Here is a 25395-nt window from a genome sequence, read left to right as displayed (position 1 = left end):
GGCCCAGCATGTCGAACAAGACAGCGCCCGAAGCGTCTTTCGAGGAAATGATGAACCAACGCTCCTTCCTCGATCCGCGCATGCCGCTCGACGGCAAAACCATTCTCGTCACCGGCGGGACGGGTTCGTTCGGCCGCAAGCTGACCGAGACGATCTGCGCCGAGTACAAGCCGAAGAAGCTGATCATCTTTTCGCGAGACGAGCTGAAACAGTATGAAATGGCTCAGGATTTTTCGCCCAGCGATTATCCCTTCCTGCGCTATTTCATCGGTGATGTGCGCGATGAATCGCGTCTCGACCAGGCCATGCGCGATGTCGATATCGTCATTCACGCCGCCGCGCTGAAGCACGTCCCGATCGCCGAATACAATCCGTTCGAATGCATCAAGACCAATGTCATGGGTGCCGAGAATGTGGTGCGCGCCGCCATCAAGCGCGGCGTCAAACATGTCTGCGCCCTGTCGACCGACAAGGCCGCCAACCCGATCAATCTCTACGGCGCCTCGAAACTGGCAGCGGATAAAATATTCACGGCGGCCCAGCACATGGGCGGTGAAGGCGGACCGGTTTTCTCGGTCGTGCGCTATGGCAATGTCGTCGGATCGCGCGGTTCGGTCATTCCCTATTTCCGTCGCCTGATTGACAGTGGCGCCAAGGAGCTGCCGATCACCGACCCGCGCATGACGCGGTTCTGGATCACGCTCGAACAGGGCGTCAATTTCGTGCTGTCCAGCCTGTCCATGGCGCGCGGCGGCGAGATCTTCGTGCCGAAAATCCCCTCCATGAGCACCGCCGACCTGGCCCGCACCATGGCGCCGCATCTGCCGCACAAGGTGATCGGCATCCGGCCCGGCGAAAAGCTGCACGAGATCATGATCCCGGAAGATGATGCCCGCACGACGATCGAGCTGGATGACCGGTTTGCCATCCTGCCGGCACACGGCGCCAAGGTGACGGCGCGCTACATGGCGTCCGGCGGACATCTCGTGCCGGATGGCTTCGCCTATGCCTCAAACACCAATCCGGAGCAGCTGACCGGTGCCGCCCTGCGCGCGCTGATCGGCATGGCGGCAGCGGCCTAACCTCCCAGCACCTCTGCCAGCATCTCGACCACAAAACCCGGATCCTCATCCGTCATCCCGACATAGAGCGGCAGTGACAGGGTGTGTTCGTAATAATGACGCGCGCCCGGCAGTTCCTGCTCACCATGGCGGGCCTTGTACCAGGGTTGGTCCGGCACCGGGATATAATGGACCTGGCTCCCGACACCGCGCGCGGCCAGCGCCGCCATCACATCAGCTCGCGAAACACCCGCCGCCTCGAACGCGATCCGCACCGGATAAAGGTGCAGGCAAGGCTCGCAGTCAGCCGTACGGGCCAGTGGCGACACTGGCAGCTTGGTCCCGGCCAGGGCCGCATCATAGGCCTGGGCCAGCGCGCCGCGCCGTGCGGTGAAGTCGCCGAGCCGTTTCAGCTGTGACAGGGCCAGGGCTGCCTGGATATCGCTGAGCCGGTAATTCCAGCCCAGCATCTGCATCTCATGCCACCAAGGCTCACCGGCCCGGCGTTCATGACGCGACGGGTCGCGCTCGATGCCGTGACTGCGCAATACCCGCATCCGCCGCGCCAGTGCGGCATCATGTGTCGTCACCATGCCGCCCTCGCCCGCGGCAATCGTCTTGACCGGGTGGAAGGAGAAAGTCGCGGCGCGCGAATGCGTGCAATTACCGACCGGCTGGCCCTGCCAGCGCGAGCCAACGGCGTGGCAGGCATCCTCGATGAGGACAGCGTCGGCCGCTTCGGCGTGTTCGGCCATCACATCAAGCGCCTCGCACTGGCCGGCCAGGTGGACCGGCAACACAGCGCGCGCCTTGCCGCCAGCGCGGCGGAGCGCATCGGCGAGTGTGTCCGGCGTCATCAGCCCGGTATCAGGATCAACATCGGCAAACACCACCTCAGCGCCGCAATAGATGGCGGCATTGGCGGTCGCCATGAAGGTCACGGCCGGCACGATGCAGACATCGCCCGGCCCGACACGTTCGGCCGCCAGCGCGAGATGAAGCGCGGTCGTGCCGTTGGAGCAGGCGACCGCGTGAGCGGCGCCCACCGCGTCGCAGAAGGCCGCTTCGAGCGCATCAATGGTCGGGCCGGTGGTGAGCCAGTCACCACGCAGCACCTCGACGACGGCCTCGATATCGCTCTCGTCGATCGACTGGCGCCCATAGGGCAGGAAATGTTGGACCATGCGGGACACTCCACGGGGCGGCGCCGGCCGGCCGGACGCTCACCGCAATCATGCCGGAAATGATGGATTGAGTCGCGCAAACGGAAACGGCCCCGGAAATCCGGGGCCGCGCCGTGGTGGTGGAGGTGGGTGAGCGGTTTAACCGCCGAACAGGTTGAGGATGATCTGCGGCTGGCCGTTGGCGATCGACAGCGCCTGGACACCCAGTTGCTGCTTGACCTGCAAGGCCTGCAATTTCGCGCTTTCGACCGCGAGATCGGCATCGACGAGATCGCCGACACCGCGGGTCAGTGAGTCCATCAGCTTGCCGACGAAGTTGGAGTGGGCCTCCAGCTTCTTGGTATCGGAGCCGAGATTGGCGAGCGCCTGGTTGACGTTTTCCAGCGAGGTCTTGATCGCGGTGACGGCGTTGGTGGCGAGCGTCACCGAGCCGAGGCTGGCAGTCGCAGCGATCGTCAGGATCGTGCCGCCAATGCTCATGTCCTGGGATTTCAGCGTGACCGAGCGGGCGGCGTCAGCATCGGCGAGGAACTCGATTCCGTTTGTGATCGAGCCGTCGAGGATATTGGCACCGTCGAATTCAGCGTTCTGGAGAATGCCGCTGATCTGGTCGAGCAGGGCCTTGAAATCGGCGTCATAAGCCTGGCGCGAGAATGTATCGAGCGACGGGTCCATCGCAGCGGTCGCCTTTTCGCGCATCTGGACCAGCAGGTCGGAGATCGACTCGCCGGCGGCCAGGGCGACATCACCAATGGTCGACGCCCGGTCGAGCCCGCTTTGCACGGCTTCGAGGGCCCGGATGTCAGCGCGCATGCCCTGGGCAACGGCGTAGATCGCGGCATTGTCCTTGGCACCGGCAATCTTCAGGCCGGTATTGATGCGGTTCTGAACACCCAACATGTCGTCATTGGTCTTGTTCAGGTTCTGCAGAGCGATCATCGCTCCGGTGTTGGTGTGGACGCTCATAGTCATGCGACATTCTCCCGCGTTCTCAATCACCGCCCTTCAGCGGCTGTTCGAGGGGATATGCGCAAGTGGCGTGCCGTTTTGGCACGACCTGAATATCAACATTAAATCAAATGCTTGATAGTGAATTGTGGCGATGGGGCTGGATTGCATGACCACCGATTGCCGGGACACATGTGCCCGGGGGGTCAAAATTTGCCGGGTCGGGGGCCGGGCATTCCAGGCGCTTCAGGCGCGCTGGTCGAGCAGGCCTGCGGTGCGTGTGCGCAGGTATTCCATCAGGTCTGCGTGTTTTTCGGGCGGCCAGCGACGGACCGTCTCGCCCGTATCCTGGTCGACCAGGAGATAGATATAATCGCCGGAGGCATTGTCCTGAAGGATTTTCAGGCGCGAATTGCTCAGCGTCTCGGCCGCCATGCGTTCGATATCGGCCGTCCGGTCCTGCGGGTGATCGACGATGGATGCGCTGCGGTCAGCCTGGTCAACAGGCTCGACCCGCCGCACGGCTTCGCGTGGGCGGTCGGAGGAGATGTCCCTGTTCTCGGTGATGGGTGCCACTGGAACAGATCTCGGATTGAACCCCGTTTCTGCCATTGTCCTAATCGCTGACGCGGAGGCGTCGGCGCCTCACTTGATCTTCGCGTCAACCGCGGAGGCGGGTAGCGGAGCCAGGCTCCGCTACCCAATCCGTGATTAACGGAAGTAACCCAGGATCGTGCTCGGAGCCGAGTTGGCGATCGACAGGGCCTGAACGCCAAGCTGCTGCTTGACCTGCAGGGACTGAAGACGCGCGCTCTCTTTGGCCAGATCCGCATCGACCAGGTTGCCGATACCCTTTTCCAGGGTGTCAGACAGCTTGCCGACGAAACCCTTGTGGATCTCGAGCGACTTGGACGCGGTGCCGAGCTTGGCCAGCGATGCGTTCAGGTTGTCGAGCGAGGTTTCGATGGTGGTGACGAGCGTAGAAGCGTCACCTGCCGAAGCGAAGGAAGCCGCAGCAGCAACCGTCACGGTACCACCAGCCAGCGAGAAGTTCTGGTCGGAGATGGTGATGGTGTTGGTGCCGTCAGCATTGGCCAGGGCGGAGATCGAGGTCACCGAGCCATTGATCAGGTTTGTGCCGTTGAATTCAGCATTGCTGACAATGGTCGTGATCTGATCGCGCAGGGCCTTGAAGTCTTCGTTCAGGGCAGTGCGTGACGCCGTGTCGAGCGAAGAGTCAGAAGCGGCCAGGGCCTTTTCCTTCATCTCGACCAGGATGTCGCCGATTGCCTCACCGGCGGCCAGGGCCACATCGGTGGTCGAAGCAGCCAGGTCGAGCGAATTACCGACAGCGGCATAGCCGTTGACGTCAGAACGCATCTTCTGGGCAATCGCGTAAACGCCGCCATTATCCTTGGCGGAAGCCACAGCCAGACCGGTGTTGATGCGGCTCTGGACTTGCTCCATGTCGCGGTTGGTCTGATTGAGGTTCTGCAGCGCAACCATGGCGCCGGCATTGGTGTTGATAGTAGCCATTTCTTGGCCCTTTCCATTCTGGTGATCTACGGACGTTCTGCCCGCCGGGTCTTCTGACCCTCACCAAGGAAGAGCAAGCACGGTGCCAATTGGTTGTTGACCGCAAGGGTTAATTCCGAGTCGCGTGATTCGCCGGGATGTTTTTGCCGAGTCAAACTTTCCCAGGTAACCATTTGGTCGGCAAATATTGCCGGGCACAGGGCGGATTTCGCTAGGAAATTATTGCCGGTCGGCAAGAATTTATGATTAATATCAGGTTAATGGGCGATTTTGGACATGACTGTTCGCCAGCGCTGGCGAACCTGAAAAAAATGACCGGGACCGCCATGAAGGCGATCCCGGCCGGACGAACTTAGCCGAAGAACGACAGGATGGTCTGCGGCGCCTGGTTGGCAATGGAGAGCGCCTGGACACCCAGCTGCTGCTTGACTTGCAGCGACTGGAGCCGTGCGCTTTCCTTGGCCAGGTCGGCGTCGACCAAATTGCCGATCCCCTGCTCCAGCGTATCGGTCAACTTCGACACGAAGGTGTTGTGCACCTCGAGTGACTTCGAAGCCGTACCCAACTTGGCCAGGGACGAGTTGAGGTTGTCGAGAGACGTTTCGATCGTGGCGACAAGCGTAGATGCTTCACCAGCCGTCGCAAAGGAAGCCGCGGCCGCCACCGTCACGACACCACCGGCCAGGGTAAAGTTCTGGTCGGAGATGAGGATCGTGTTGGTACCGTCCGAGTTGGCCAAAGCCGAAACCGAGGTCACCGTCCCGTTGATCAGGTTGGTGCCATTGAATTCGGCGTTTGAAGTGATCGTGGTGATCTGGTCACGCAAGGCCTTGAAGTCTTCGTTCAGAGCCGTACGGGAGGCTGCATCAAGCGATGCATCAGATGCCGCGAGCGCCTTTTCCTTCATTTCGACGAGAATATCGGAAATCGCCTCACCGGCAGCCAGGGCTACGTCGGTGACGGAAGTCGCAAGGTCCAGACTTTGAGAGACCGCGCCATAGCCGACGACCTGTGAGCGCATGCGCTGGGCAATGGCGTAAACGCCACCATTGTCCTTCGCACTGGCCACTTCCAGTCCGGTGTTGATGCGGGTCTGAACCTCGTTCATTTCCATGTTCGTCTTGTTCAGGTTCTGCAGGGCGATCATCGCCCCAGCGTTGGTGTTTACTGAAAGTGACATTGTTTTGCTCTCCATTCTGGATGCGTTTCAGGCCGAGTTTTTCAGCCGCGAGCGTTTTGCTCGCATCAGGTATCGCAAACGGCATGCCGCATTGGACGCGCAATTTAGTCAATGATTTGAATGTTTTAGGATATTAAAAAAGGCACCTTCCGGAGAAGGTGCCTGTTCCTGCCTGCCTGTTATTGCCGCCCCGGCAGTTCTTACCCTACGGCCTGATCCGCGCCGGCACCGGCCTGTGGCATCAACCCCTGCATGACGGTCCGGTTGATATCGACGAGATCATCGATCGCCTCGGGATTGCGCATGGCGTGACTGCCGTGTTTGGAGACGAAGATCGACAGGGAAATGATCGCCGCACGGAGCGCTTCCGGCAGCTGGTTGTCCTGACTGGCGCAGTCGAGCGCCAGATTGCTCCAGACGCGCCGATTCCAGTCAATGGCCTCGGCCCGGTCACGGACCGCTTCCATGGGGAGCGTCTTGGCGTTCATGAGCGACCGCGTCACCTGGGCAAAGAGCCGGTATTCGGTGGCACGGGGATCCTCCGCGCGTGCGGCGGTCTTCTGATAAGCTTGAAAGGACATCAGCCCAGCCTCTCGGCTTCGTAGGTCATGAGTTTGCGGCAGCCCAGAAGCGCCTTGTAATGCTCGCCCGCCATCACATCACGACTGACATTGACACACAGGGCCAGCAATTCCGGCGCCGAGACAACGCCCATGAACTCATTCATGCGCAGCACGAATTCGTCATAGAGCTTGTCGTCATTCTTGTCGGACAGATACATCATCATGATCGGGAAATAGATCCGCTTCACGGGCGTATCGACATCAGCGGCTTGCAGGATGTCCTTTTCGCGGAGCACCGAAGCCTTGTTCTGCAGCACAAGATTGGCCCGCCGGTCACCGTTTTCGACAACGGCTCCGTTCAGGACAAACTTCTCGCCGGGTTTGAGCGAGATTTTGAGCGGCATGGGGTCCCTCCGGTCCACAAGTGAAGCGAGCGATGACGTTCGCGATCTGCAGGTTGGCAATACGGGGTGAAGAAAAGGTTTCCGTCCCGACTTGTCGGCATCATCGAATATTAGCGAGTTCTTAAAGCGAATCCCCTGCCTTGGCTCACAGAATCGAGGCAGGATTGATGACCATGCAGGAAGCCACAGCGCTCGACCTTGATGCGGAAATTTCCGCCGAGGCCGAAATCGAGAAGAACGAAACCCGCGATGCTGTGCCCCTCGGCGCGCAGGCGGTTCGTGTGGAGGTCCCGGTCGACCGCATGCCGGCCGACCGCCGCCGCATCTATCAAAAGGTCGCCGCGCTTGCCAAACGCGCGATGAAAACCTCGGCAGAAGGCGAAAATGTCGCCGCAGCCCGCCTGGCTCACAAGGCGTGGCTTCTCGCGCCCGACATGGCCCTGACCAATCATGTCCTCGGGCTGATGCTGTATAATCTGGGACGATTGTCGCGGGCGCTCGATTTTTTCGAGACCGCCTGGAAGATTGATCCCAAGGACGCGGAAATCTACCAGAAACTCGGCCTTGTCGCCTGGAAGCTCGACATGCTGGAGGCGGCCGAAAAATTCTATCGCCTGCAATACAAGCTCGCGCCGACCGCCGTCGATGCCGCGATCAATCTGGGCGGCGTGCTGCGCGATGCCGGCAAGTTCGAGGAAGCAATCGAGATTCTGCGCACCGCCATCTATGCGCACCAGGAAAATTATGAACTCTGGAACTCGATGGGCACCGTCATCAATGACAGTGGTGACCCGATCCAGGCCCGCACCTTCTATGAGGAAGCGCTGCGCCTGAAGCCGGATTATGGCCGCGCCCACAATAACATGGCCAATATCCACGAACTGCTCGGTGAACCGGAACTCGCGATTCCGCATTTCGACGCGGCGCTGAAGGATCCTGCCGACGCGATGGAAGAGGCCACCATGCGGCACGGCCGGTCGATGGTGCTGCTGGCCGCCGGCCGCATCGAGGAGGGTTGGGCCGCCAATGAGAGCCGCCTCAATCCCAACCGCGCCCAGGCGACCCTCTTCACCCTGAAAGCGCCTTTCTGGGACGGCACCAACCCACAGCAACTGCGTGGCAAGACCGTGTTGCTGGTCGGTGAGCAAGGGCTTGGCGACGAAGTCCTCTTCATGAACATCGTCAAGGACATGCTCGAAGCCGTCGGGCCCGATGGCGAGCTGCGGATCGCCTGCGAATACCGCCTGATGCCGCTGGTCAAACGCTCCTTCCCGCAGGCCGTGGTCGGACACCACATGTCGGCCAATGTCGAAGGCCGTGACGTTCGCGTGGTGCCCAAGCTGGAAGACGGTGCCGATTTCTGGACGCCGATGGCCACGCCGCTTCGCGCTTTCCGGAACACGATTGACGACTATCCGGCCGAGGAAGGCTTCCTCACGCCGGACCCGGCGGTGCAGTCCGCGTTCCGGACCCAGATCGACGGATTTGGAAGCGGGTTGAAAGTCGGCATTCTGTGGAAATCACTCAACATGAATGCCCGCCGCTCGCGTTTCTTCTCGGCCTTTGATGCCTGGGAAGGTGTGCTGCGGACGCCCGGTGTCGACTTCATCAATCTGCAATATGGCAAGGTGGCGGACGAATTGGAACTGGCGCGGGAGCGCTTTGGCGTCACCATCCATCAGCCGACCGATATCGACCTCAAGATGGAGCTCGACAAGGTGGCCGCCTACGCCTCGGCCTGCGACCTCGTGCTCGGCCCGATGAATGCGACCTCCAACCTCGCCGCGGCCTGCGGCGGCAAGGTCTGGTTCATCCACGCCCGCTCCTCGACCTGGACCCTGCTCGGGACCGACCGGCAGCACTGGTATCCGCAGACACGCTCCTATTTCGGCAAGGGTTTCCGCGATTGGGACAATACGATGAAGCGCGTCGCCGATGATCTCGCCGCCCTTGCCAGCACTGCGGATTGATTCATGACGGCGCGGTTTGCCATCCGCACTGACGGGTCCACCACCATTGGTCTGGGTCATGTCATGCGCTGCGGCGCCCTGGCCAATGCCCTGGTCGCCGAGGGCGCGGAACCGCTCTGGCTGACAACCACACCGCAGCACCGCCCCGCCGATCTCGACCCCGGTATCAAACTCGTCGTATTGGCCGACGATGACGAACTCGGCCCGACACTGGACCGACACGGCATCCGCCATCTCGTCGCCGACTGGAAATTTACCGAAGCGGACCGGGTCGCGGCCCTGCGCGCCGCCGGCCGGCATGTGAGCCTGATCGGCAATTTCCTGCACGGGGCGGTACCCGACCTGCACGTCCGTCAGGGCTTTCTGCCCGCCCTTTCCCCGTCGGGCGCGGCGGCACTGAGCGGTCCGAAATACCTCCTTCTGTCAGACGCTTATCGGAGGTTGCCCACCCGTCAGACCGCCGATCGGGCGAACCGCATCCTGGTCTCGCTGGGCGGCACGGTCACCCCCGTGCTCGACCGTATCCGCCAGCGCTTGGCCGAGACGTTTTCCGGCCTGGATATCGACTGGCGGGGACCGGCGTCGAACGGCCCCGTGCCGCCCCTCGCGCAGGCCCTGTGCCAGGCCGATATCGGGATACTGGCCGGTGGCACCACGCTGCACGAAGCGGCAGCGACCGGCCTGCCCACCCTGTGCGTGCCGATCGCATCCAACCAGCTCGACCGCGCCGAACAGTTCGAGAGCGTCGGCCTCGGCATCAGCCTCAACCCCGACGATCCCGGCTTTGACCGCCAGTTCGAAGCAGCCTTGGACACGCTGATGCGCGATGCCGGTCGCCGCGCCGCAATGGCGCGCAATGGTCAGGCACTGGTCGATGGCGATGGCGCCGGACGCGTCGCCCGCCATCTCATCGGACTGGCGGCGGCGGCAGCCTGAGAATCGCAGTAAATCCTTAAGTCTCAACAGCTCAACTGGACGCTGGCACGGTACTGATTCGCACCGTCGCCGCGACACAGGAACAGGCGACCGGCATGACCCGCAAATCCGACACTCCCATCGCAGCTGCGCCAGGCGCCGCTCAGGTCTGGCCGAACTTTCTGGTCATCGGCGCGCCGAAATCCGGCACCACCTCGCTCTACCATTATCTCAGCCAGCATCCCGACGTCTTCCTGTCGAAGGTCCGCAAGGAAGGCCGCTTCTTTTCTGGGGTCGGGGACGGCTCGGTCTACTGGCCGGACTTCTATCATTTCGACACCGCACCCGATGTCAGCGACTACCAGGCCCTGTTTGCCGGTCATGACGGCCAGGCGCGTGTCGGCGACGTGTCGCCGGACTATTATGCCTATGCCCCGATCGCGGCCCGTCGCATCCTGACCTATTGCGGCAGCGGGACGAGAATCATCGCCATCCTGCGCAATCCGGTCGACCGGACCTGGTCGCACTATCTGCAGAATGTCCGCCGCGATGCCGAATTTTACTCCTTCGAAAAAGCCCTCGCCGACGAACCGCGCCGGATCGCCGCCAATTGGGGTTTTCAATGGCTCTATGCCGATACCGGCCGCTATGCCGAACGCCTGCGCCAGTATCGCGACCGGTTCGACGACTTGCTGATCGTGCTTCAAGACGAGCTCGACCAGGACGGTCCGGGCACTGTGCGGCGGATATTCGAGTTTCTCGAGATCGATGCCGACATCCCTGTCACCGTCGAGGCGCGCTACAATACCGGCGGTATTCCGCGCTCCAAGATGAGCATATTGGGCGGCGCTCATGATGATCGCGACGGGGTGAGTTTTGAAACCCTGCACGCCGAACTCGTCGCGCCGGTGACCGGCATCGCCGGTGCCACCAGCGCCGACGGCGTCTATCCGCCGATCGATGAGGCCAAGGTGTCGATCCCGCCCATGGCCGCCGCGACCCGGGCCCGGCTGCAAGAGAGGTTCGAGCCGGAAATCGTCGCACTGGAAGACCTGCTCGGTCGCTCGCTCGACATGTGGCGGCCCTCATGAGCCTGGCCGCACTGACCTCCGGCATATTGGTGACAGGCGTTGGCGCTCCGCCAGGCCTGGGCACGCTGCGCTCGCTGCGCAGCGCCGATCCCGACCTCGTCCTGGTCGCCGCCGACACCAATCCACTGGCCGGTGGCTTGTTTGAGCCGGGCACGCAGAGCCAGACCCTGCCCTCCGCCGCCGCCGATCCGGAGGCCTACCGCAAGACCGTGCGGGCGGTGTGCGAAGCGCGCGGGCTGGACATCATCATTCCCGGCTCGGAAGCCGAGGTCGCGGCGCTGGCGCCGGTCGCGCGCAGCTGGAGCGCGCAAGGACTGCGCGTGCCGGTGGCCGAACCGGAGGTGATCGCCTTCGGGATCGACAAGGGCCTGCTGCTCGACCGTGTCAAACAGGTCGGCCTGCCGCACCCGCAGACCCTTCAGCCCACCAGCGAAGCCGATCTGGCCGACTGGTCCGGCGGCTTTCCCTGTGTGATCAAACCACGCAGCTCACGCGGCGCGCGTGGGGTCGGCTATCCCGCCGACGCGAACGCGCTGGCCGCGGCCTGGCGCGAGACGACGGATGCGCATGGCCCCTGCCTGGTCCAGCAACTCATCCCCGGCGGTGCCGACACCGTCTACACAATCGGCTCGCTGTGGAATCAGGGCGATCTCGTCGTCTCGACCCTGCACCGAAAGCTCCAGACCAATCCACCGACCGGCGGGGTGGCGATTGCTGGCGAGACGGTCGATGATCCTGACTTGATGGCGGCCGGTCTTGCCGTGCTGCAAGCCTCCGGCCCCTGGCACGGCCTTGCTGCCGTCGAGCTGAAACGCCCGACCCGCGACGCGCCGGCCTTTCTGCTCGAAATCAATCCGCGGATGTGGGGCTTTGGCTATCTGATGACCCTCGCCGGCCTCAACATCCCGGCCCTGCTGGTGCGCATGCTGGCCGGACGGGAGCACGTGTCCGGCCATATCCCGTCAACCTTTCCGCCTTACGCTCCGACGCGTATGGTTCGAACCTGGCAGGATATCGAAATCCCGCCGACCGAGGAGACGCGAGCGTGACCCGAACAGTCGCCGTCATCCAGGCCCGCACCGGATCCAACCGGCTGCCGGGCAAGATACTCGAGACGCTGCACGACGATGTGTCGCTGCTGGCCTATCAATGCCGCCATCTGCGCCAGATTGACGGGGTCGACGAGCTGGTGATCGCCACCACGACCAATCCCGATGACGAAGCCGTGGTCACCCTGGCCGAACGCGAAGGCATCCGCGTCTTTCGCGGTTCCGAGGAGGACGTGTTGTCGCGCTTCCTGCTGGTCGCCGACCAGACCCTCGCCAAGACGCTGGTCCGCATCACCTCGGACAGCCCGTTCCGCGATCCGGCCGTGATCGCCCGCTGCGTCGCCGAGCACAACGCCCAGGGCGCCGAATACACCCGCCCCAGCGCCGGTCATCTGCCCAAGGGGCTGCGCGCGGAAGTGGTCGAAACCGCCGTACTGCGTCAGCTCGATGCCGCCGCCGGGACGACGGCGCGCGACCGCGAACACGTGACCGTCTTCATCCGCGACCATCTCGAGCGTTTCCGCTGCCACACTGTCGATTTCCCCGAGCCGCTGCGGCGTCCCGATTTCGACGTCTCGGTCGACACGATCGACGATCTCGCCCTGGTACGCGCGCTCTACGCCGCCCTGGCCGAGCGGGACTGGCCGGTGGACGCCGCCCATCTGTGCCGCCTGCACGACGAGACGCATGTGCTCAAATCCATCCTCACCGACCTGGCTTCCTGACCCATGACCCATATCGATGTGATTGCCGAAATCGGCTCCAATCATGGCGGCGATCTCGATGAAGCCAAACGCTATGTCGAAGCCTGCGCCAAGGCCGGTGCCGATGTCGTCAAATTTCAGACCCTGACCCGTGAGGGCCTAATCGCCCGCTTCGTGAAGAATGGCGACGGCGCCGTGGTCGAAAACCCGAAATTCGCCGCCTTCGGAAATGCCGGCCTGCCTGATGACTGGCACGCCCCGCTGAAAGCCTGCGCCGAGGACAATGGCGTCGAATTCATGTCGACACCCTTCTCGCTCGCCGCCGTCGAGCTGATGGAGAGCCTCGGCGTCAAACGCTACAAGATCGCCTCGGGCGACCTGACCTTCACGCCGCTTCTGGAAGCGCTCGGCGCGACGCGCAAACCGCTCATCCTGTCGACCGGCGCCAGCTATCTCGACGAGGTCGTGCAAGCTGTGAACACGCTGAGCCGGGCCGGCTGCACACGACTGACGGTCTTGCATTGCGCTGCCAGCTATCCACCGGCCTGGGACGACCTCAACCTCGCAGCCATCACCACCCTGCACAACGCGCTCGGCCTGCCGGTCGGCCTGTCCGACCACTCACCCGGTGCCATGGCACCGATTGCCGCAGCGGCCCTGGGCGCCGTGGTGATCGAAAAACACGTCACCTTTGACCGCAATACGCCGGGCCCGGACCATCCCTTCGCCATGGAAATGGACGAGCTGGCCGCCATGATCACCGATCTGCGCAATCTGGAAACCGCGCTCGGCGATGGCGAGAAAAAGCCGGCCGCCAGCGAAATCAACCGCCGCCGCAATCTGCGCCGCGGCCGCTATGACGCGGCCACCGGCAAGCCGTATGACAGCGGGACCGACTGGCTGCGCCCGCAACACGCCCCGGATGACCGGGCGGAATTCTGATCAGTCCATCGGCGCCCACATCTGGATCGTCTCGTACAGATCGTACCAATCGGGATTGGTGCGCTCGATCAGATTGATTTTCCATTGGCGATGCCAGTTTTTCAGGCGTTTCTCGCGCTCGATGGCAAAACCGAAATCCTGGTGAAACTCGTACCAGACCAGGCGATTGACCTTGTACTTCCGGGTAAAGGCCGAGCCCTTGCCTTCCTTGTGCAGCATGATCCGCATCGCGATATTGCCCGTCACGCCGATATAGAGTGTGCCGTTGCGCTGGCTGGCGAGGATGTAGACGCATGGATGGCGAGCCATGCGCGGATTGTAGCTTTTGGCATATCGGCGCGTCCGTGATGCCCGTCATGCGCGCGCATGATTTCCAGCCTCTTCCAACCGTCATCCTGACGAAGGTCAGGACCCAGATCATAAAGCGAGATGGTGCCCAGGCTGGATAGATCCCGCCTTGGGATCTGGGCCCTGACCTTCGTCAGGGTGACGCTAGTTTGGAAGCACCATTGGAAGAGCCAGAAGCGGCGCAGAAACAAAAAAGGGCGCCCGAAGGCGCCCCTTTTGTCTCGCTTGTAACCCACCCTTACTTCGTCCGGATCGCGTCGATCTTCGAAGCCGAGACACCGTCAACAATCGTGCGATTGATCATCGGATGGTTTTCGTCCTGGGGACCGAAATCGCTGTCCGGGTGATAGGCGATGACCCGCATCTCGCTGTCAGTGGTGCGGAATTTGTGATTGCCCTCATAGGGGATGCGGAACATCACGCCCGGCTCGAGCGGGATGATGCCTTCCGGGGTCACACATTCACCGCGTCCGGAAAACACCACGCCGATCCGGTCGGACGGGTGGGTGTGCGGGGTCTGGTCGATGCCCGGCGGGAAGTAGAGCAGGTTGAGACAGGGATCACCCATCTTGACCGGCGCCACCAGCAGGCTGTCGGTACAACCGTCAATGTATTTCAGGCGGCCCTGCGGCTCGACCGGTCCGCCGATCATGAAGAAGGCCTGGTGGTATTCGCGGGCCATCACGATGCCGCGGCCACCGGAGACGGTAAGCGCGTTGTTGGCCGAGAAATACATGCCCGCCTGCAGCTTGAACTGGCCGGACGCGGTGACCAGTGTCGCCTCGCCTTCCTGGACAAAGCCGAAATAGGCCGTATCGACATTGCCCAGTTCCAGCGTTTCACCGTCCCAGGCATGCAGGGTCGTCGGGAAGTTGGGATCGCAATCCGCCACTTTCCCGGTCAGCCATTCAAAGGCGTAAAAATTCTGCGTCCGAATCATCCCGTCAGCCATGGCTCGAGCACCTCTTCCATCATGCAAGCACACTCGACGGGATTCGTCTTTACAGTCCCTTAATCGACGCGTGTTGGTGGCGAATACAAAATTAACGGGCACTGCCCTCTGGAGACATGCGACCAATCGCGCTAGATCGCTCCCATGCGCTTTGAAGGTACAGATCAGTATGTTGCTGATGGAGAACTGAGCGCCGCGGTCAACGCCGCGGTGGCTCTCGAGCGTCCGCTCCTCGTCAAGGGTGAGCCGGGCACGGGGAAGACCGAACTGGCCAAACAGGTCGCCCAGGCGATGGGCATGCCGCTGATCGAGTGGCACATCAAGTCGACGACCAAGGCCCGGCAGGGGCTTTACGAGTATGACGCCGTCGCCCGCCTGCGCGACAGCCAGCTGGGCGATGACCGCGTCCACGACATCAACAATTATATCCGCAAGGGCAAGCTGTGGGAGGCCTTTGCGGCGCCCGAGCGCTCGGTCCTGCTGATTGACGAGATCGACAAGGCCGATATCGAGTTCCCCAACGACCTCCTGCAGGAGCTCGACCGGATGGAATTCCATGTCTACGAGACCGGCGAAACCATCACCGCCAAGAACCGGCCGGTCATCATCATCACCTCGAACAACGAAAAAGAACTGCCGGACGCCTTCCTGCGCCGCTGCTTCTTCCACTTCATCGCCTTCCCCGACGAGGCGACCATGCGCAGGATTGTCGAGGTCCATTACCCCGGCCTGAAGGGGCGTCTCCTGTCAGAAGCGCTGACCCTCTTCTACCAGATCCGCGATGTCCCCGGCGTCAAGAAGAAGCCCTCGACCTCGGAACTGCTGGACTGGCTGAAACTCCTCCTCGTCGAGGATATCGACGCCTCCGTCCTGGCCGAACGCGACCCGCGCAAGCTGATCCCGCCCCTGCACGGCGCGCTGCTGAAGAACGAACAGGACGTGATGCTGTTCGAAAAGCTCTCCTTCATGGTGCGCCGGCCCGGTGGACCGGGTGACGGACCGCGGGGTCCGGGCGCGGCTTAGCTGGTCCGCCAACTGCCACCCCATTTTTCCCGGCCGAAGCTCCGCGAAAGCGGGGCGCAGAGCCGGGACCGACGGGCCTGACCGGCAAGCGATGAGTCTCCCGTTGGTCCCGGATCGCGCAAACGCGCGTCCGGGAAAAATGTTGGGTGAGGTGAGACTGGTGATCCGTTTTCGGGTCGAGGCGCCGCGCGCATGCCCCGCCATAAACCTCTTGCCGAGAGGAAGCCGTATCCGGTTCTTGAGCTCAAGGGTGAAACCGCGAAGCGGCGGCTGCGCCGCCCTTGACCTCAAGAACCGGATACGGCCCGCTGGCTGACAAGGGAATTATGGACCAGGCTGCGCCCGGCGCGGGAAATGGGTGTGTGTCCTGCTTTCTTGATACCGTTTTTCATGACCCATCTTCACCGTCATCTCACGGTCGCGACAGCGTCGTGATCCGGGGGACCTCACCTACCCGTCTGACGGGAAAGTAAAGGTCCCCCGGATGCCTGCTTCGCAGCCACCGTGGGATGACGGTGGATCGCGGACCCAATGGCAGCTATAAAACGGGCCCAACGCAGGAGAGAGCTCAAATGAACACGCGCGGCTAGTCCGCGCCTGACCGGGAGACCGGGGGCGCGTTTCGAGTATCTGAAACCCCTCACGCCCGGAGTCTGTTCATGACTGCCTCTTCCAACACGCCTGTCTTCGATCACCCTGCCCTCGACCCGATGAACCCGGCCCCCATGCCGGCGGCGGCGTCGATGGCCTATCTCAAACCGCTGGTCGCCGATCATCCCAAGATCAGCGCCGGCGATTACAGCTATATCCATTCCTTTGACGATCCGGCCCGCTTTGCCGAGACCCAGCTGAAATACGCCTTCGACTTCATCGAGGACCGTCTCGAGATCGGGAAATTCTGTTCGATCGCGGCGGATGCCAGCTTTGTGCTCAATGGCGGCAATCATTTTGCTGACCGCCTGTCGAGCTATCCCTTTCCGATCTTCGGATGCTGGGGCGAACCCGACCCGGGTCCCTGGCCGAACAAGGGCGGCATCACGATCGGCCATGATGTGTGGATCGGCTGGGATGCGGTGATCATGCCCGGGGTGAGCATTGGCCATGGCGCCATCATCGCGGCCAAGTCCGTGATCACCCGCGATGTCGCGCCCTACACGATTGTCGGCGGCAATCCCGGACAAGTGATCCGCAAACGTCTGCCGGACGTCGATATCGCGCGGCTTCTGGCGCTGGCCTGGTGGGACTGGCCGGTCGAGGCCATCCGCGCCGCTTCGGACGCGTTGATGCACGCGGATGTGGACGGGCTGGAGCGGCTTGCGCCGGAGCCGGGATAGGTCAGCTATTTCGGCTGGCGCCTGACGCTCCAAATTATCGCGGCGAGCGCCAACACAATCGCAGCTGATATAGCATAACCAGCGCCCTCTTCGCCCAGGCCGGCAATTCCGGCGACCGGCCCGTAAATCTGTTGCACGGTTGCACCCGCGACCAGCGGCGCCAGAACGCCGCCAACGATTTGGACCCGTTCGCCACCCCGACGGATTTTTTCGTCCTGCTCTGCCAAGGTCCGCTGCGTCGTGGCGAGGTTGAACATGTCATCGGTAATTTTCGTCTGATGCTCTTGGAGGGCAGCGATACTTTTCATCACGCCCTCGATCGCACCAGCCTGATCGCGCATTTCCACGACTGTCGACTGTGCGATCAAACGGCGGATCGACTTCTCCAACTCGTCATAGGCGTTCTTGACCGACGCTATCGAGTGGAATTGCGGCGCGACATAACGCGAGATGAATTCGGTATAGGGCTGCCAACCTTCATACGCCCGCACCCGGAGCTCACGCATCCGCTCTTCCAGGTTTTCCTTGTAGTAGAGTGACTTTTCGATCCGCTTGCTCAGGCCAATTTCGACGCTGTTCGAAATCTCCCCGAATTCGGACAGGAACCGGGCCCGGTCGGCCTGTGGAACGTCAGATCCCGCCCCCTGAATTTCGGTCTGCAATTGCTGTATTCGACGATCCATTTCGCGAATGGTTTCATAGTCCAGCCCGCCCTGGATTCGACTTTCCCCGCACAGGTGAATTCGTCGCACCAACCGCCCCAACTGGTTTCGGGACGGCCCGGCATAGACCACGAAATAGCGCACTTCCTTCGAGCCGTACGGCGCACCCGCCGCATCGCGATTGCCCATTGCAGATCCGTAGAGCGCCAACCCGTCCAGCATCTGGCAGAGAACGGCGCCGCCGCCGCGGTAATCCTGAATCCAGTCATTGCCGAGACGAAAGCCCAAGATGCGGCTGAACAGGATCGCCCGGCGATTGATGAATTTGGCAAGCCATGACGCCGCGCGCTTGTGAGGGACTTCGTCCAGATACCCATCGGCATTGATCTCGTCGAAGAACTGGATCTTGTGGCGCGAGTCAGGATCATCGGACACACTGACCTGTACGTCTGATGCAATGACATTCCGGTCCAGAACATTGCGGCGACGCTTCTGGTGATAGCTCTGCTTCTGCATCTCCAAAGGCTGATCACGAAGCACAAACCCTTTGAACGTCGCCGCATGGGTGATCCCCGGTACAGACGCGAAAAACTTGATCGGGTTGAGAAAACCCTTGTCGTCAAAAAATGACGCCCAGAAACTCACAAAGATGGTCTCGATGTCGGCATCGGTGTGCTGCTCGTCAAAACCCTGATCATTGCGTTCGGCAAGGTCCGCTGCGTTTCGCAGTGCCAGCCAGCGTTGTTCGAGTTCGCCTCCATGCTCTTTCTTGTAGATGTCTTCGATGATCGTCAGGACGTCGTGCAGATAGGCCGGTCGCTGCACCGCGTCCGCGTCATTTGCGTCGTCGGCCGGCGCTTTTGCGTCGTACCGGTCAGCCCCGATGTCGTCGGCCGCATTGATGGCCGGATAGGCACGGATCGAGATCGAAAAATATTCGGAGTGCAGATCGACCAGGAAGTCGTAGGCGCACCCGTCACCCTGCACACCGATGCATGAGAGCGTCCGGTTATGGAAAACCTTGCTGCCATAGTGGGACGCACTCTTCCGTGCGGCGCGCGCGCATTCCGCATAGTCGCGCGTAAATCTCGGGTGCGGCTTGTCATCAACATGCGGGACCGAGTCGAGGAACGCATTGATCCGCTCGGTCACATCGGGCGCGGCGTTGGAACTCCCATCACCTGACTTGTCACCGGCCGCCGCAATATCTGCGTCGTCGTAGCGAAACATGAAGTGCGAAATCAGTGCCGGCGTGTTCAACAAGAAACTTGGCCGACGGTGCGGCAAGTCGAACGCAAGCGTATCCGTCGGTTCACGACGTCTATAGGACATGCATCCCCCCAATTAATGTCCGACGTCGCCAGCCTTTTTTGGCACAGCCAAATGGTGCGCCTGTCTGTGTCATCGTCCCCACGGCATAGAACATCACGTCGGACTCCTGAATACAACCTCAGACACGGTTTCATCCCTCCCCCTCCTGTCCGTGTATCGCTCGCCATGCCTGGCCAGGGTCCGCATGCGGTGGCCTGCTGCATTAAAATCAGAAACTGTTTCTGTTTCTGATTGTGCAACTGGTCGGGATATGAAAATTTGTGGCACAACGGAGAAACGAACAGCGGCGGTCGCAGGACATGCCCGCGGACGACAGTCGGGAGAGCATTATGAAAACGACGGGATATCTGATCGCGGCCTTGTCCGCCCTGGCGCTGGGCGCCTGCGGCAATGGCGACACATCACGCGATGTGTCCGGGGCCAATGCCGAGTACCAAGCGACGCTGCTGGAACAGCTCATCGACGCCCAGCCGGGCGATGTGATCGAGATTCCGGCCGGCGTTTACAGCTTTGACCGCTCCTTGAGCCTCAATGTCGACAACGTCACCATTCGCGGCGCCGGCATGGACGAGACCATTCTGTCCTTCCAGGGCCAGGTCGCAGGCGCCGAAGGCCTGATCGTCAATGCCAATGGTTTCACGCTGGAAGACCTCGCCATCGAGGACACGATCGGTGACGGCCTGAAAGTGAATGGCGGCGAGAACATCATCATTCGTGGCGTGCGCGTCGAATGGACCAATGGCTATGCCACCGAAAACGGCGCCTACGGCATCTATCCGGTGCAGACGACGAATGTGCTGGTCGAGAACACCGTCGCGATCGGCGCGTCGGATGCCGGCATTTATGTCGGCCAGTCGCGCAATGTGATCGTCCGCAACAGCCGTGCCGAATACAATGTCGCCGGGATCGAGATCGAGAATTGCATCGGTGCCGATGTCTACGGCAACACCGCCACCAACAATACCGGCGGCATCCTCGTCTTCAACATGCCGAACCTGCCGCAGCCGGGCTATCACACCCGCGTCTACGACAATGACGTGTTCGCCAACAATACCGAAAATTTCGGCCATGCCGGCACGCCGGTGGCCAGCGTTCCGGCCGGTTCGGGCATTGTCATCAACTCGAACGACCAGGTCGAGATTTTCAACAATCGTATCTCCGACAACAACACCGCCAACATCATCATCTCCAGCCTGCATTCGACCGGCTATTCGGATTACTCGGTGCAGACCGATTTCGATCCCTATCCGGAAACGATCTGGATCCATGACAACATCTATTCCGGTGGTGGCACCTCGCCGGACGGGCTCGACCTGACGGCACTGAAAATCGCCCTGTTCGGTCTCAATGGCGCCCTGCCGGACGTCCTGTTCGATGGCTATGTCGATACCGCGAAGATGGTGGACGGCGCCATGCCGGACGCCTTGCGCATCTGTGTTGCCGACGAGGTCGACGTGCTCAATGCCGACGGTCCCAACGGGTATGACTCGCCACGGGTCGACACCGAGGCCTTCCGTTGCACGCTCGACAACCTGTCCGGCGTCGAACTGGCATTCGCCGATTAAGCCGGAACACGTGTGGGTATGGGTGTGAGTTTGACTGTCACGATGAATCCGATGCGCGGCCTTGTGCTGATCCTGGCCGGCCTGCTGGCCGCGTGCTCGCAGAATGCACCAACGCCGCAATTCCATGCTGACGACAATCCCCGGCTGCTCTCCGAATGGGGGCAGCTGGGCATCGTCGGCGCGGAGCTTCAAACCGGTGCCGGTGTCGTCACCTATGATCTCAACACCCCGCTCTTCACCGATTACGCCCTCAAACTGCGCACCATCTGGATGCCCGAGGGCGTGTCGGCCGATTATCGTGAGAATGATGTGCTCGACTTCCCGGTCGGCACGGTCATCACCAAGACCTTCTACTATGCCAGCGCCGGCGGGCCGGACCGGGTCTCGCGCGGTGACGGCCATGCCTTGGTCACTTCGGACGGCCATCTCGACGTCGACGCGGTGCAATTGATCGAGACCCGCATCCTGGTGCGCCGTGAAAGCGGCTGGGCGGCCCTGCCCTATCGCTGGAATGAGGATCAGACCGAGGCCGTCCTGCTGCGCTATGGCGACGTCATACCCCTGCAGATGATTGACGCCGACGGCAGCGAGACCGGGTTCAATTATGTCATGCCGGACGTCAATCAGTGCGCCAGCTGCCATGCCCCGGATTCCAACACGCGGATCCTCTCGCCGATCGGTCCGAAACCGCGCCATCTCAACCGGGATTTCGACTATCCCGACGGCACGCGAAACCAGCTCGAACACCTGACCGCCATCGGCTATCTGACCGGCGCGCCGCAGGCGGATAGCGCGCCCCGCAATGCTGATTGGGCCGATATCAACGCCAGCCTGGAAGCCCGCGCCCGCGCCTATCTGGACGCCAATTGCTCGCATTGCCACAGCCCGGTCGGCCCGGCTGACACGTCCGGCCTGAACCTTGAGCCCGATATCGCCCACGGCCCCGCCCTGGGGATATGCAAATTGCCGATCGCGGCCGGTTCGGGCACCGGCGATCGCCGCCATGACATCGTGCCGGGCGCGCCCGACGACTCGATCCTGCTCTTCCGCCTCGACAATGTGCAGCCGGACGAAATGATGCCGGAAGTCGGCCGTTCGACCATCCACACGGAAGGTGTTGAGCTAATCCGGGCCTGGATTGAAAGCCTGCCCGGCGATTGCAACTGATCAGTCGAGATAGGGCGCCAGATAGCGCTGCAGCGCCATCAGGGTTTCATTGAAATAGGTATCGGCCTGTTCCGGCCGGTCGCGCGTGGCGAAAATCAGGACTTCGGCGGCGCAATAGAATTCGACCGTCAAACGGGCAACCACGTCCGGATCGCCGTCATGGAATCCGTCCATCCCCTTGTGCCAGCGATGGGAGAGGACAGCAGCCAGTCGGACATTCCAACGTTCGCGGACAACGCGCAATTCCGGCGTTGTCAGGGTCAGCTGGAAGACCGCGCCGTAGGACGGATTGCCTGAGACCAGCTGCCGCAAGCCGTTCAACATGCCAAACACGCTAACCCGCCAGTCCTGCTCCTCGGGATCTTCCAGGATAGTCGAGACAATGGCCTCGGCCTCGAGCATGAATTCGTCAAGAATGGTGCAGTGGATGGCGTAGATGTTGGGAAAATAGCGGTAGACGGAACTCACCGGAACGCCGGCTTGGGCGGCCACGCTGGAGGTCGTAATCGCGTCGGCCCCGTCATGCTCCAGCAGGTATTTGGTCGCCGCAACGATCTTCGTGATTCGCTCCTGGGACCGCTTCTGCCTCGGGGCAGCGCGTCGTTCCAGGTCGATATTTTCCGTCGGGGCTCGCTCGTTCACATTCTGCCTCGTTGAAATCACATTGCAATTTCGCACATCAAGGCGGCAAGGCAAGTGTGACCCATTTGCGTCGCGCCGCGATCTTCCACCGCTTCAAGCAAGACCATCGCTTGAATAACTGAAAAAAATTCTGTTTCGTTTAATTAGGTCTCCGGACGGGGATTCCAAGGGGAAAATCGGCAGAACACGCAATTGTCAGCGCGCGTCAGGCCGGAAATGGGTCAAAGGCCCAGCGGAGGAAACATGAAAATGACCATATCGGCCAAACGTCGCGGCTTCCGGTACCTGCTCGCCTCGACGGCGGCCTGCATCGCGGTTGCCCCCACACTCGCGCAGGGCGCCGACACGGATGAAGACGTCATCGTCGTCACCGCACAACAGCGCGCCCAGTCCTCCCAGGACGTCCCGATTTCCCTGCAAGTGCTGGACAGTGAGTTCATCGACGCGCTCGCCGCCGACGATATGGGCGATCTGGAAGCCTTCGTGCCGGGCCTCGACGTCTCCAATGGCAGCCCGACCCAGCCGCGCTATTCAATCCGCGGCATCACGACCAGTGATTTCGGCGTCGGTACCGATCCGGCGGTCGGCATTTATGTTGACGGCATCTATGCAGCGCGGTCAGGCGCATCCTTGCTGGCCTTCAACGATATCGAGCGCATCGAGGTCCTGAAGGGGCCGCAGGGCACGCTGTTCGGTCGCAACTCGGCGGCCGGTGCGGTCTCGATCATCACCCGCGAGCCGAGCGACGAGCTTGAGGGCCGCGTCGCCGTCCGCATGGGCAGCAATAACCGCACGCGCACCGAGGCGATGATCAACATCCCGATCACCGACACGCTCGCCGTTCGCGCCAACTTCCTCGGCAACAAGGCCGATGGCTGGCTGACCGACGACGTCACCGGCGAGGATTATGGCCGCGACGACGCCTCGGCCGACCGCATCACCGTGCGCTGGAACGCCACGCCGTCGACCGAGATCCTGCTGCGCCACAGCCGTGACAGTATCGACCAAGACGCCCGCCCGGCGATCGGCATTGTCGACCTGCCGGCCTATCCCGGCACGCCGCCGCTTCCGGTCGATACGGACGCCTATCTTGATCCGTTCAGCGCCCCGATCCGAAACGACGTCGTGTTCAACCGCGAAGCCCGCGACCTGGCCGAGACCACACTGACCATCCGCCAGGATATCGGCGCGATGACGCTGACCTCGCTGACCTCCTATCGCGAATTTGACACGATGAACCGCGAGGACGAGGACGGCACCAACCGGATCGACACCTATTTCGACACCAATAATGTCGAGGACAATGAAGCCTTCTACCAGGAATTCCGCCTCGCCGGCACCAACGGTCCGGTCGATTGGCTGATCGGTGCCAGCTACTACGACGAGACCGCGATCCAGGCCTCCGAGACCTTCACTTTCACCGATACGGTGAACACAGTGCTGGGCAATATCGGTGCGGGCACGCCGTTCACCGACCTGGAGTACGGCCTTCTGGTTCCGTTCGACCTGCCGTTTACCATGCTCGGCCATTCCTGGTCCGAGATCATGAGCAATCAGGGCGAGTTCACGGCCCGTGCCGTCTATGCCGACATGATCTGGTCGGTGACCGATCGCATGAATCTGTCGGTCGGCATCCGCTATACAGAGGATGAGAAGTCCTTCCAGTGGACCAATGGTGGCCGCCAGGCTGACAGTCTGGACCAGACCCTTGCCGCGCTCGACAATGCCGGAATTCTGGGCCTCGCCGGTGCCTCGCCGTCGGACTTCCTGTTCGACTTTGTCTTCGACCTGACCCCGCTCGGCGGCGTGGCGTGCGACAATGGCGTCAATGTCGCCGAAGGCGTGGCCTGCGTCATGGAAGACAGCTGGAACAATCTCAGCCCGCGCGTCGTCGTCGACTACCAGTTGACCGACAATGTCATGATCTATGGCTCGTTCAGTGAGGGCTACAAGGCCGGCGGCTACAATTCGGTTGAAGTCGGCTCGCGCTTCGAGAACGAGACCGTGACCAGCTGGGAATTCGGCTTCAAGTCGGACTTCATCAATCCGGACCTCATCTTCAACATGTCGGCCTTCTCCTATGTCTATGAGGACAAGCAGTCGATCCGCCTGGTCGTGCCGACCGGTGGCGGCGTGCCGCAATACCTCGTCCAGACCTCCGATGACGAGGCCATCGGCGTCGATATCGAACTCGATTGGGCGGCAACCGACGCGCTGCGCCTGCGCGGCAATGCGCAATGGCTCGACTCCACCCACAAGCGTCGCATTGACAGCAATGGGGCGGACCTGGCCGGGGAGCCGACAGGCCAACCCTTCTGGAACATCTCGGTCGGTGCCGACTATGTGTTTGACTTGGCCGGCAATGGCGAGCTGACGCTCCAAGCCAACCACGCCTATCGGGGAGAAAGCCGCTGCAACAGCCAGTCAGTGCTTCAGGGCACGTGTGGCGGTTATGACGCCTTCGCCACCGGCGAGGCCCGCAACCGCACCGACCTTCGTGCCCGCTGGACGGCCCCGAACGAGAACCTGACGATCAGCGCCTTCGTCAACAATGTGTTCGACAACCAGTATGTCCAGGGCGTCAACAATATCACGGCAAGCACGCTGGGCACGCCCTTCGCTTCGATCTCGCGGCCGCGGGTATGGGGGGTGGAGTTCGGTTACGACTTCTAGTCACGATCTCCATTGCGGCTGGACGGCCTCGCCCTCTTGGGCGGGGCCGTTTGCGTTTGGGTGGTTGGCAGGCGCGCTCGACTTATCCGCGTACGGAGATAAAGCAAACTTATCCTCGAACGCGGATATTGCATATTTATCCGCGTTCGC

At 61.8% G+C, this 25395-nt stretch carries 23 protein-coding genes; 12 read left to right on the top strand and 11 right to left on the bottom strand.

Features of this window, described 5'->3' with window-relative positions:
* Positions 1-8 precede the first annotated feature (8 nt).
* Positions 9-1082, top strand: coding sequence for a UDP-N-acetylglucosamine 4,6-dehydratase (inverting) (pseB, locus tag AWH62_RS10680; protein ID WP_075190471.1), 1074 nt, complete (start codon positions 9-11; stop codon positions 1080-1082).
* Here pseB and pseC read toward each other — a convergent pair.
* From pseC to flbT, 7 genes are all read right to left on the bottom strand, one after another.
* Entirely contained in the window at positions 1079-2245 is a 1167-nt protein-coding gene (gene pseC, locus AWH62_RS10675) for a UDP-4-amino-4,6-dideoxy-N-acetyl-beta-L-altrosamine transaminase (RefSeq protein WP_075190470.1), read from the bottom strand. The two genes, pseB and pseC, sit on opposite strands and share 4 nt — an antisense overlap.
* Positions 2246-2383: 138 nt before the next feature.
* Positions 2384-3217, bottom strand: a complete 834-nt coding sequence (locus AWH62_RS10670; RefSeq protein WP_075190469.1) for a flagellin — start codon at positions 3215-3217, stop codon at positions 2384-2386.
* A gap of 222 nt (positions 3218-3439) precedes the next feature.
* Complete coding sequence (locus AWH62_RS10665; protein ID WP_158025615.1) at positions 3440-3769, bottom strand: flagellar protein FlaG; 330 nt, start codon at positions 3767-3769, stop codon at positions 3440-3442.
* A 135-nt stretch (positions 3770-3904) separates the two neighbouring features.
* Positions 3905-4729 (bottom strand): flagellin, encoded by an 825-nt coding sequence (locus tag AWH62_RS10660; RefSeq protein WP_075190467.1) that lies wholly within the window; start codon positions 4727-4729, stop codon positions 3905-3907.
* A gap of 352 nt (positions 4730-5081) precedes the next feature.
* Positions 5082-5924: a flagellin gene (locus AWH62_RS10655; RefSeq protein WP_304441959.1), complete on the bottom strand. Its 843-nt coding sequence runs from the start codon at positions 5922-5924 to the stop codon at positions 5082-5084.
* Between the two features lie 185 nt (positions 5925-6109).
* Positions 6110-6490 carry a flagellar biosynthesis regulator FlaF gene (gene flaF, locus AWH62_RS10650; RefSeq protein WP_075190466.1) on the bottom strand — a complete coding sequence of 127 codons (381 nt, stop codon included), beginning with the start codon at positions 6488-6490 and terminating at the stop codon, positions 6110-6112.
* The gene (flbT, locus tag AWH62_RS10645; RefSeq protein WP_075190465.1) at positions 6490-6876 is read right to left on the bottom strand and encodes a flagellar biosynthesis repressor FlbT; all 387 of its coding nucleotides are present in this window, start codon (positions 6874-6876) and stop codon (positions 6490-6492) included. The genes flaF and flbT overlap by 1 nt, the downstream gene beginning before the upstream one ends.
* Positions 6877-7049: 173 nt before the next feature.
* Between flbT and AWH62_RS10640 the strand changes: the two genes are divergently transcribed.
* From AWH62_RS10640 to AWH62_RS10615, 6 genes are all read left to right on the top strand, one after another.
* Positions 7050-8846, top strand: a complete 1797-nt coding sequence (locus AWH62_RS10640) for a tetratricopeptide repeat protein (RefSeq protein ID WP_075190592.1) — start codon at positions 7050-7052, stop codon at positions 8844-8846.
* A gap of 3 nt (positions 8847-8849) precedes the next feature.
* The gene (locus AWH62_RS10635; protein ID WP_075190464.1) at positions 8850-9782 is read left to right on the top strand and encodes a hypothetical protein; all 933 of its coding nucleotides are present in this window, start codon (positions 8850-8852) and stop codon (positions 9780-9782) included.
* A gap of 95 nt (positions 9783-9877) precedes the next feature.
* Complete coding sequence (locus AWH62_RS10630; protein ID WP_075190463.1) at positions 9878-10852, top strand: sulfotransferase; 975 nt, start codon at positions 9878-9880, stop codon at positions 10850-10852.
* Positions 10849-11901, top strand: coding sequence for a hypothetical protein (locus AWH62_RS17020; protein WP_075190462.1), 1053 nt, complete (start codon positions 10849-10851; stop codon positions 11899-11901). The genes AWH62_RS10630 and AWH62_RS17020 overlap by 4 nt, the downstream gene beginning before the upstream one ends.
* Entirely contained in the window at positions 11898-12626 is a 729-nt protein-coding gene (locus AWH62_RS10620) for a cytidylyltransferase domain-containing protein (RefSeq protein ID WP_075190461.1), read from the top strand. Before AWH62_RS17020 ends, AWH62_RS10620 begins: the two co-directional genes overlap by 4 nt.
* Before the next feature lie 3 nt (positions 12627-12629).
* Positions 12630-13547, top strand: coding sequence for an N-acetylneuraminate synthase family protein (locus tag AWH62_RS10615; RefSeq protein WP_075190460.1), 918 nt, complete (start codon positions 12630-12632; stop codon positions 13545-13547).
* Here the strand turns inward: AWH62_RS10615 and AWH62_RS10610 are convergent, their stop codons facing one another.
* Positions 13548-13856, bottom strand: a complete 309-nt coding sequence (locus AWH62_RS10610; RefSeq protein ID WP_075190459.1) for a GIY-YIG nuclease family protein — start codon at positions 13854-13856, stop codon at positions 13548-13550. It abuts the gene before it with no gap.
* 277 nt (positions 13857-14133) lie between these two features.
* Positions 14134-14847 carry a cupin domain-containing protein gene (locus tag AWH62_RS10605; protein WP_075190458.1) on the bottom strand — a complete coding sequence of 238 codons (714 nt, stop codon included), beginning with the start codon at positions 14845-14847 and terminating at the stop codon, positions 14134-14136.
* Positions 14848-14991: 144 nt separating this feature from the next.
* Between AWH62_RS10605 and AWH62_RS10600 the strand changes: the two genes are divergently transcribed.
* Entirely contained in the window at positions 14992-15870 is an 879-nt protein-coding gene (locus AWH62_RS10600) for a MoxR family ATPase (protein WP_075190457.1), read from the top strand.
* A gap of 725 nt (positions 15871-16595) precedes the next feature.
* Positions 16596-17204, top strand: a complete 609-nt coding sequence (locus AWH62_RS10595; RefSeq protein WP_369823710.1) for a CatB-related O-acetyltransferase — start codon at positions 16596-16598, stop codon at positions 17202-17204.
* A 5-nt stretch (positions 17205-17209) separates the two neighbouring features.
* Here AWH62_RS10595 and AWH62_RS10590 read toward each other — a convergent pair whose 3' ends face one another.
* Positions 17210-19198: a DUF3422 family protein gene (locus AWH62_RS10590; RefSeq protein ID WP_075190455.1), complete on the bottom strand. Its 1989-nt coding sequence runs from the start codon at positions 19196-19198 to the stop codon at positions 17210-17212.
* Positions 19199-19527: 329 nt separating this feature from the next.
* Between AWH62_RS10590 and AWH62_RS10585 the strand changes: the two genes are divergently transcribed.
* Together AWH62_RS10585 and AWH62_RS10580 are read left to right on the top strand one after the other, a co-directional pair.
* Positions 19528-20763, top strand: a complete 1236-nt coding sequence (locus tag AWH62_RS10585) for a parallel beta-helix domain-containing protein (RefSeq protein ID WP_075190454.1) — start codon at positions 19528-19530, stop codon at positions 20761-20763.
* Positions 20764-20787: 24 nt separating this feature from the next.
* The gene (locus AWH62_RS10580; RefSeq protein WP_233128303.1) at positions 20788-21930 is read left to right on the top strand and encodes an SO2930 family diheme c-type cytochrome; all 1143 of its coding nucleotides are present in this window, start codon (positions 20788-20790) and stop codon (positions 21928-21930) included.
* Here the strand turns inward: AWH62_RS10580 and AWH62_RS10575 are convergent, their stop codons facing one another.
* Entirely contained in the window at positions 21931-22572 is a 642-nt protein-coding gene (locus tag AWH62_RS10575) for a TetR/AcrR family transcriptional regulator (RefSeq protein ID WP_075190453.1), read from the bottom strand.
* A 243-nt stretch (positions 22573-22815) separates the two neighbouring features.
* Between AWH62_RS10575 and AWH62_RS10570 the strand changes: the two genes are divergently transcribed.
* On the top strand, positions 22816-25245 hold the full coding sequence (locus AWH62_RS10570) for a TonB-dependent receptor (protein WP_075190452.1): 2430 nt from the start codon (positions 22816-22818) through the stop codon (positions 25243-25245).
* Positions 25246-25395: the final 150 nt, after the last annotated feature.

This window comes from Maricaulis sp. W15 (assembly GCF_001924955.1).
Classification (GTDB): domain Bacteria; phylum Pseudomonadota; class Alphaproteobacteria; order Caulobacterales; family Maricaulaceae; genus Maricaulis; species Maricaulis maris.
The sequence above is the reverse complement of the archived record's forward strand: the minus strand, read 5'-3'. Positions and strand labels throughout refer to the sequence as shown.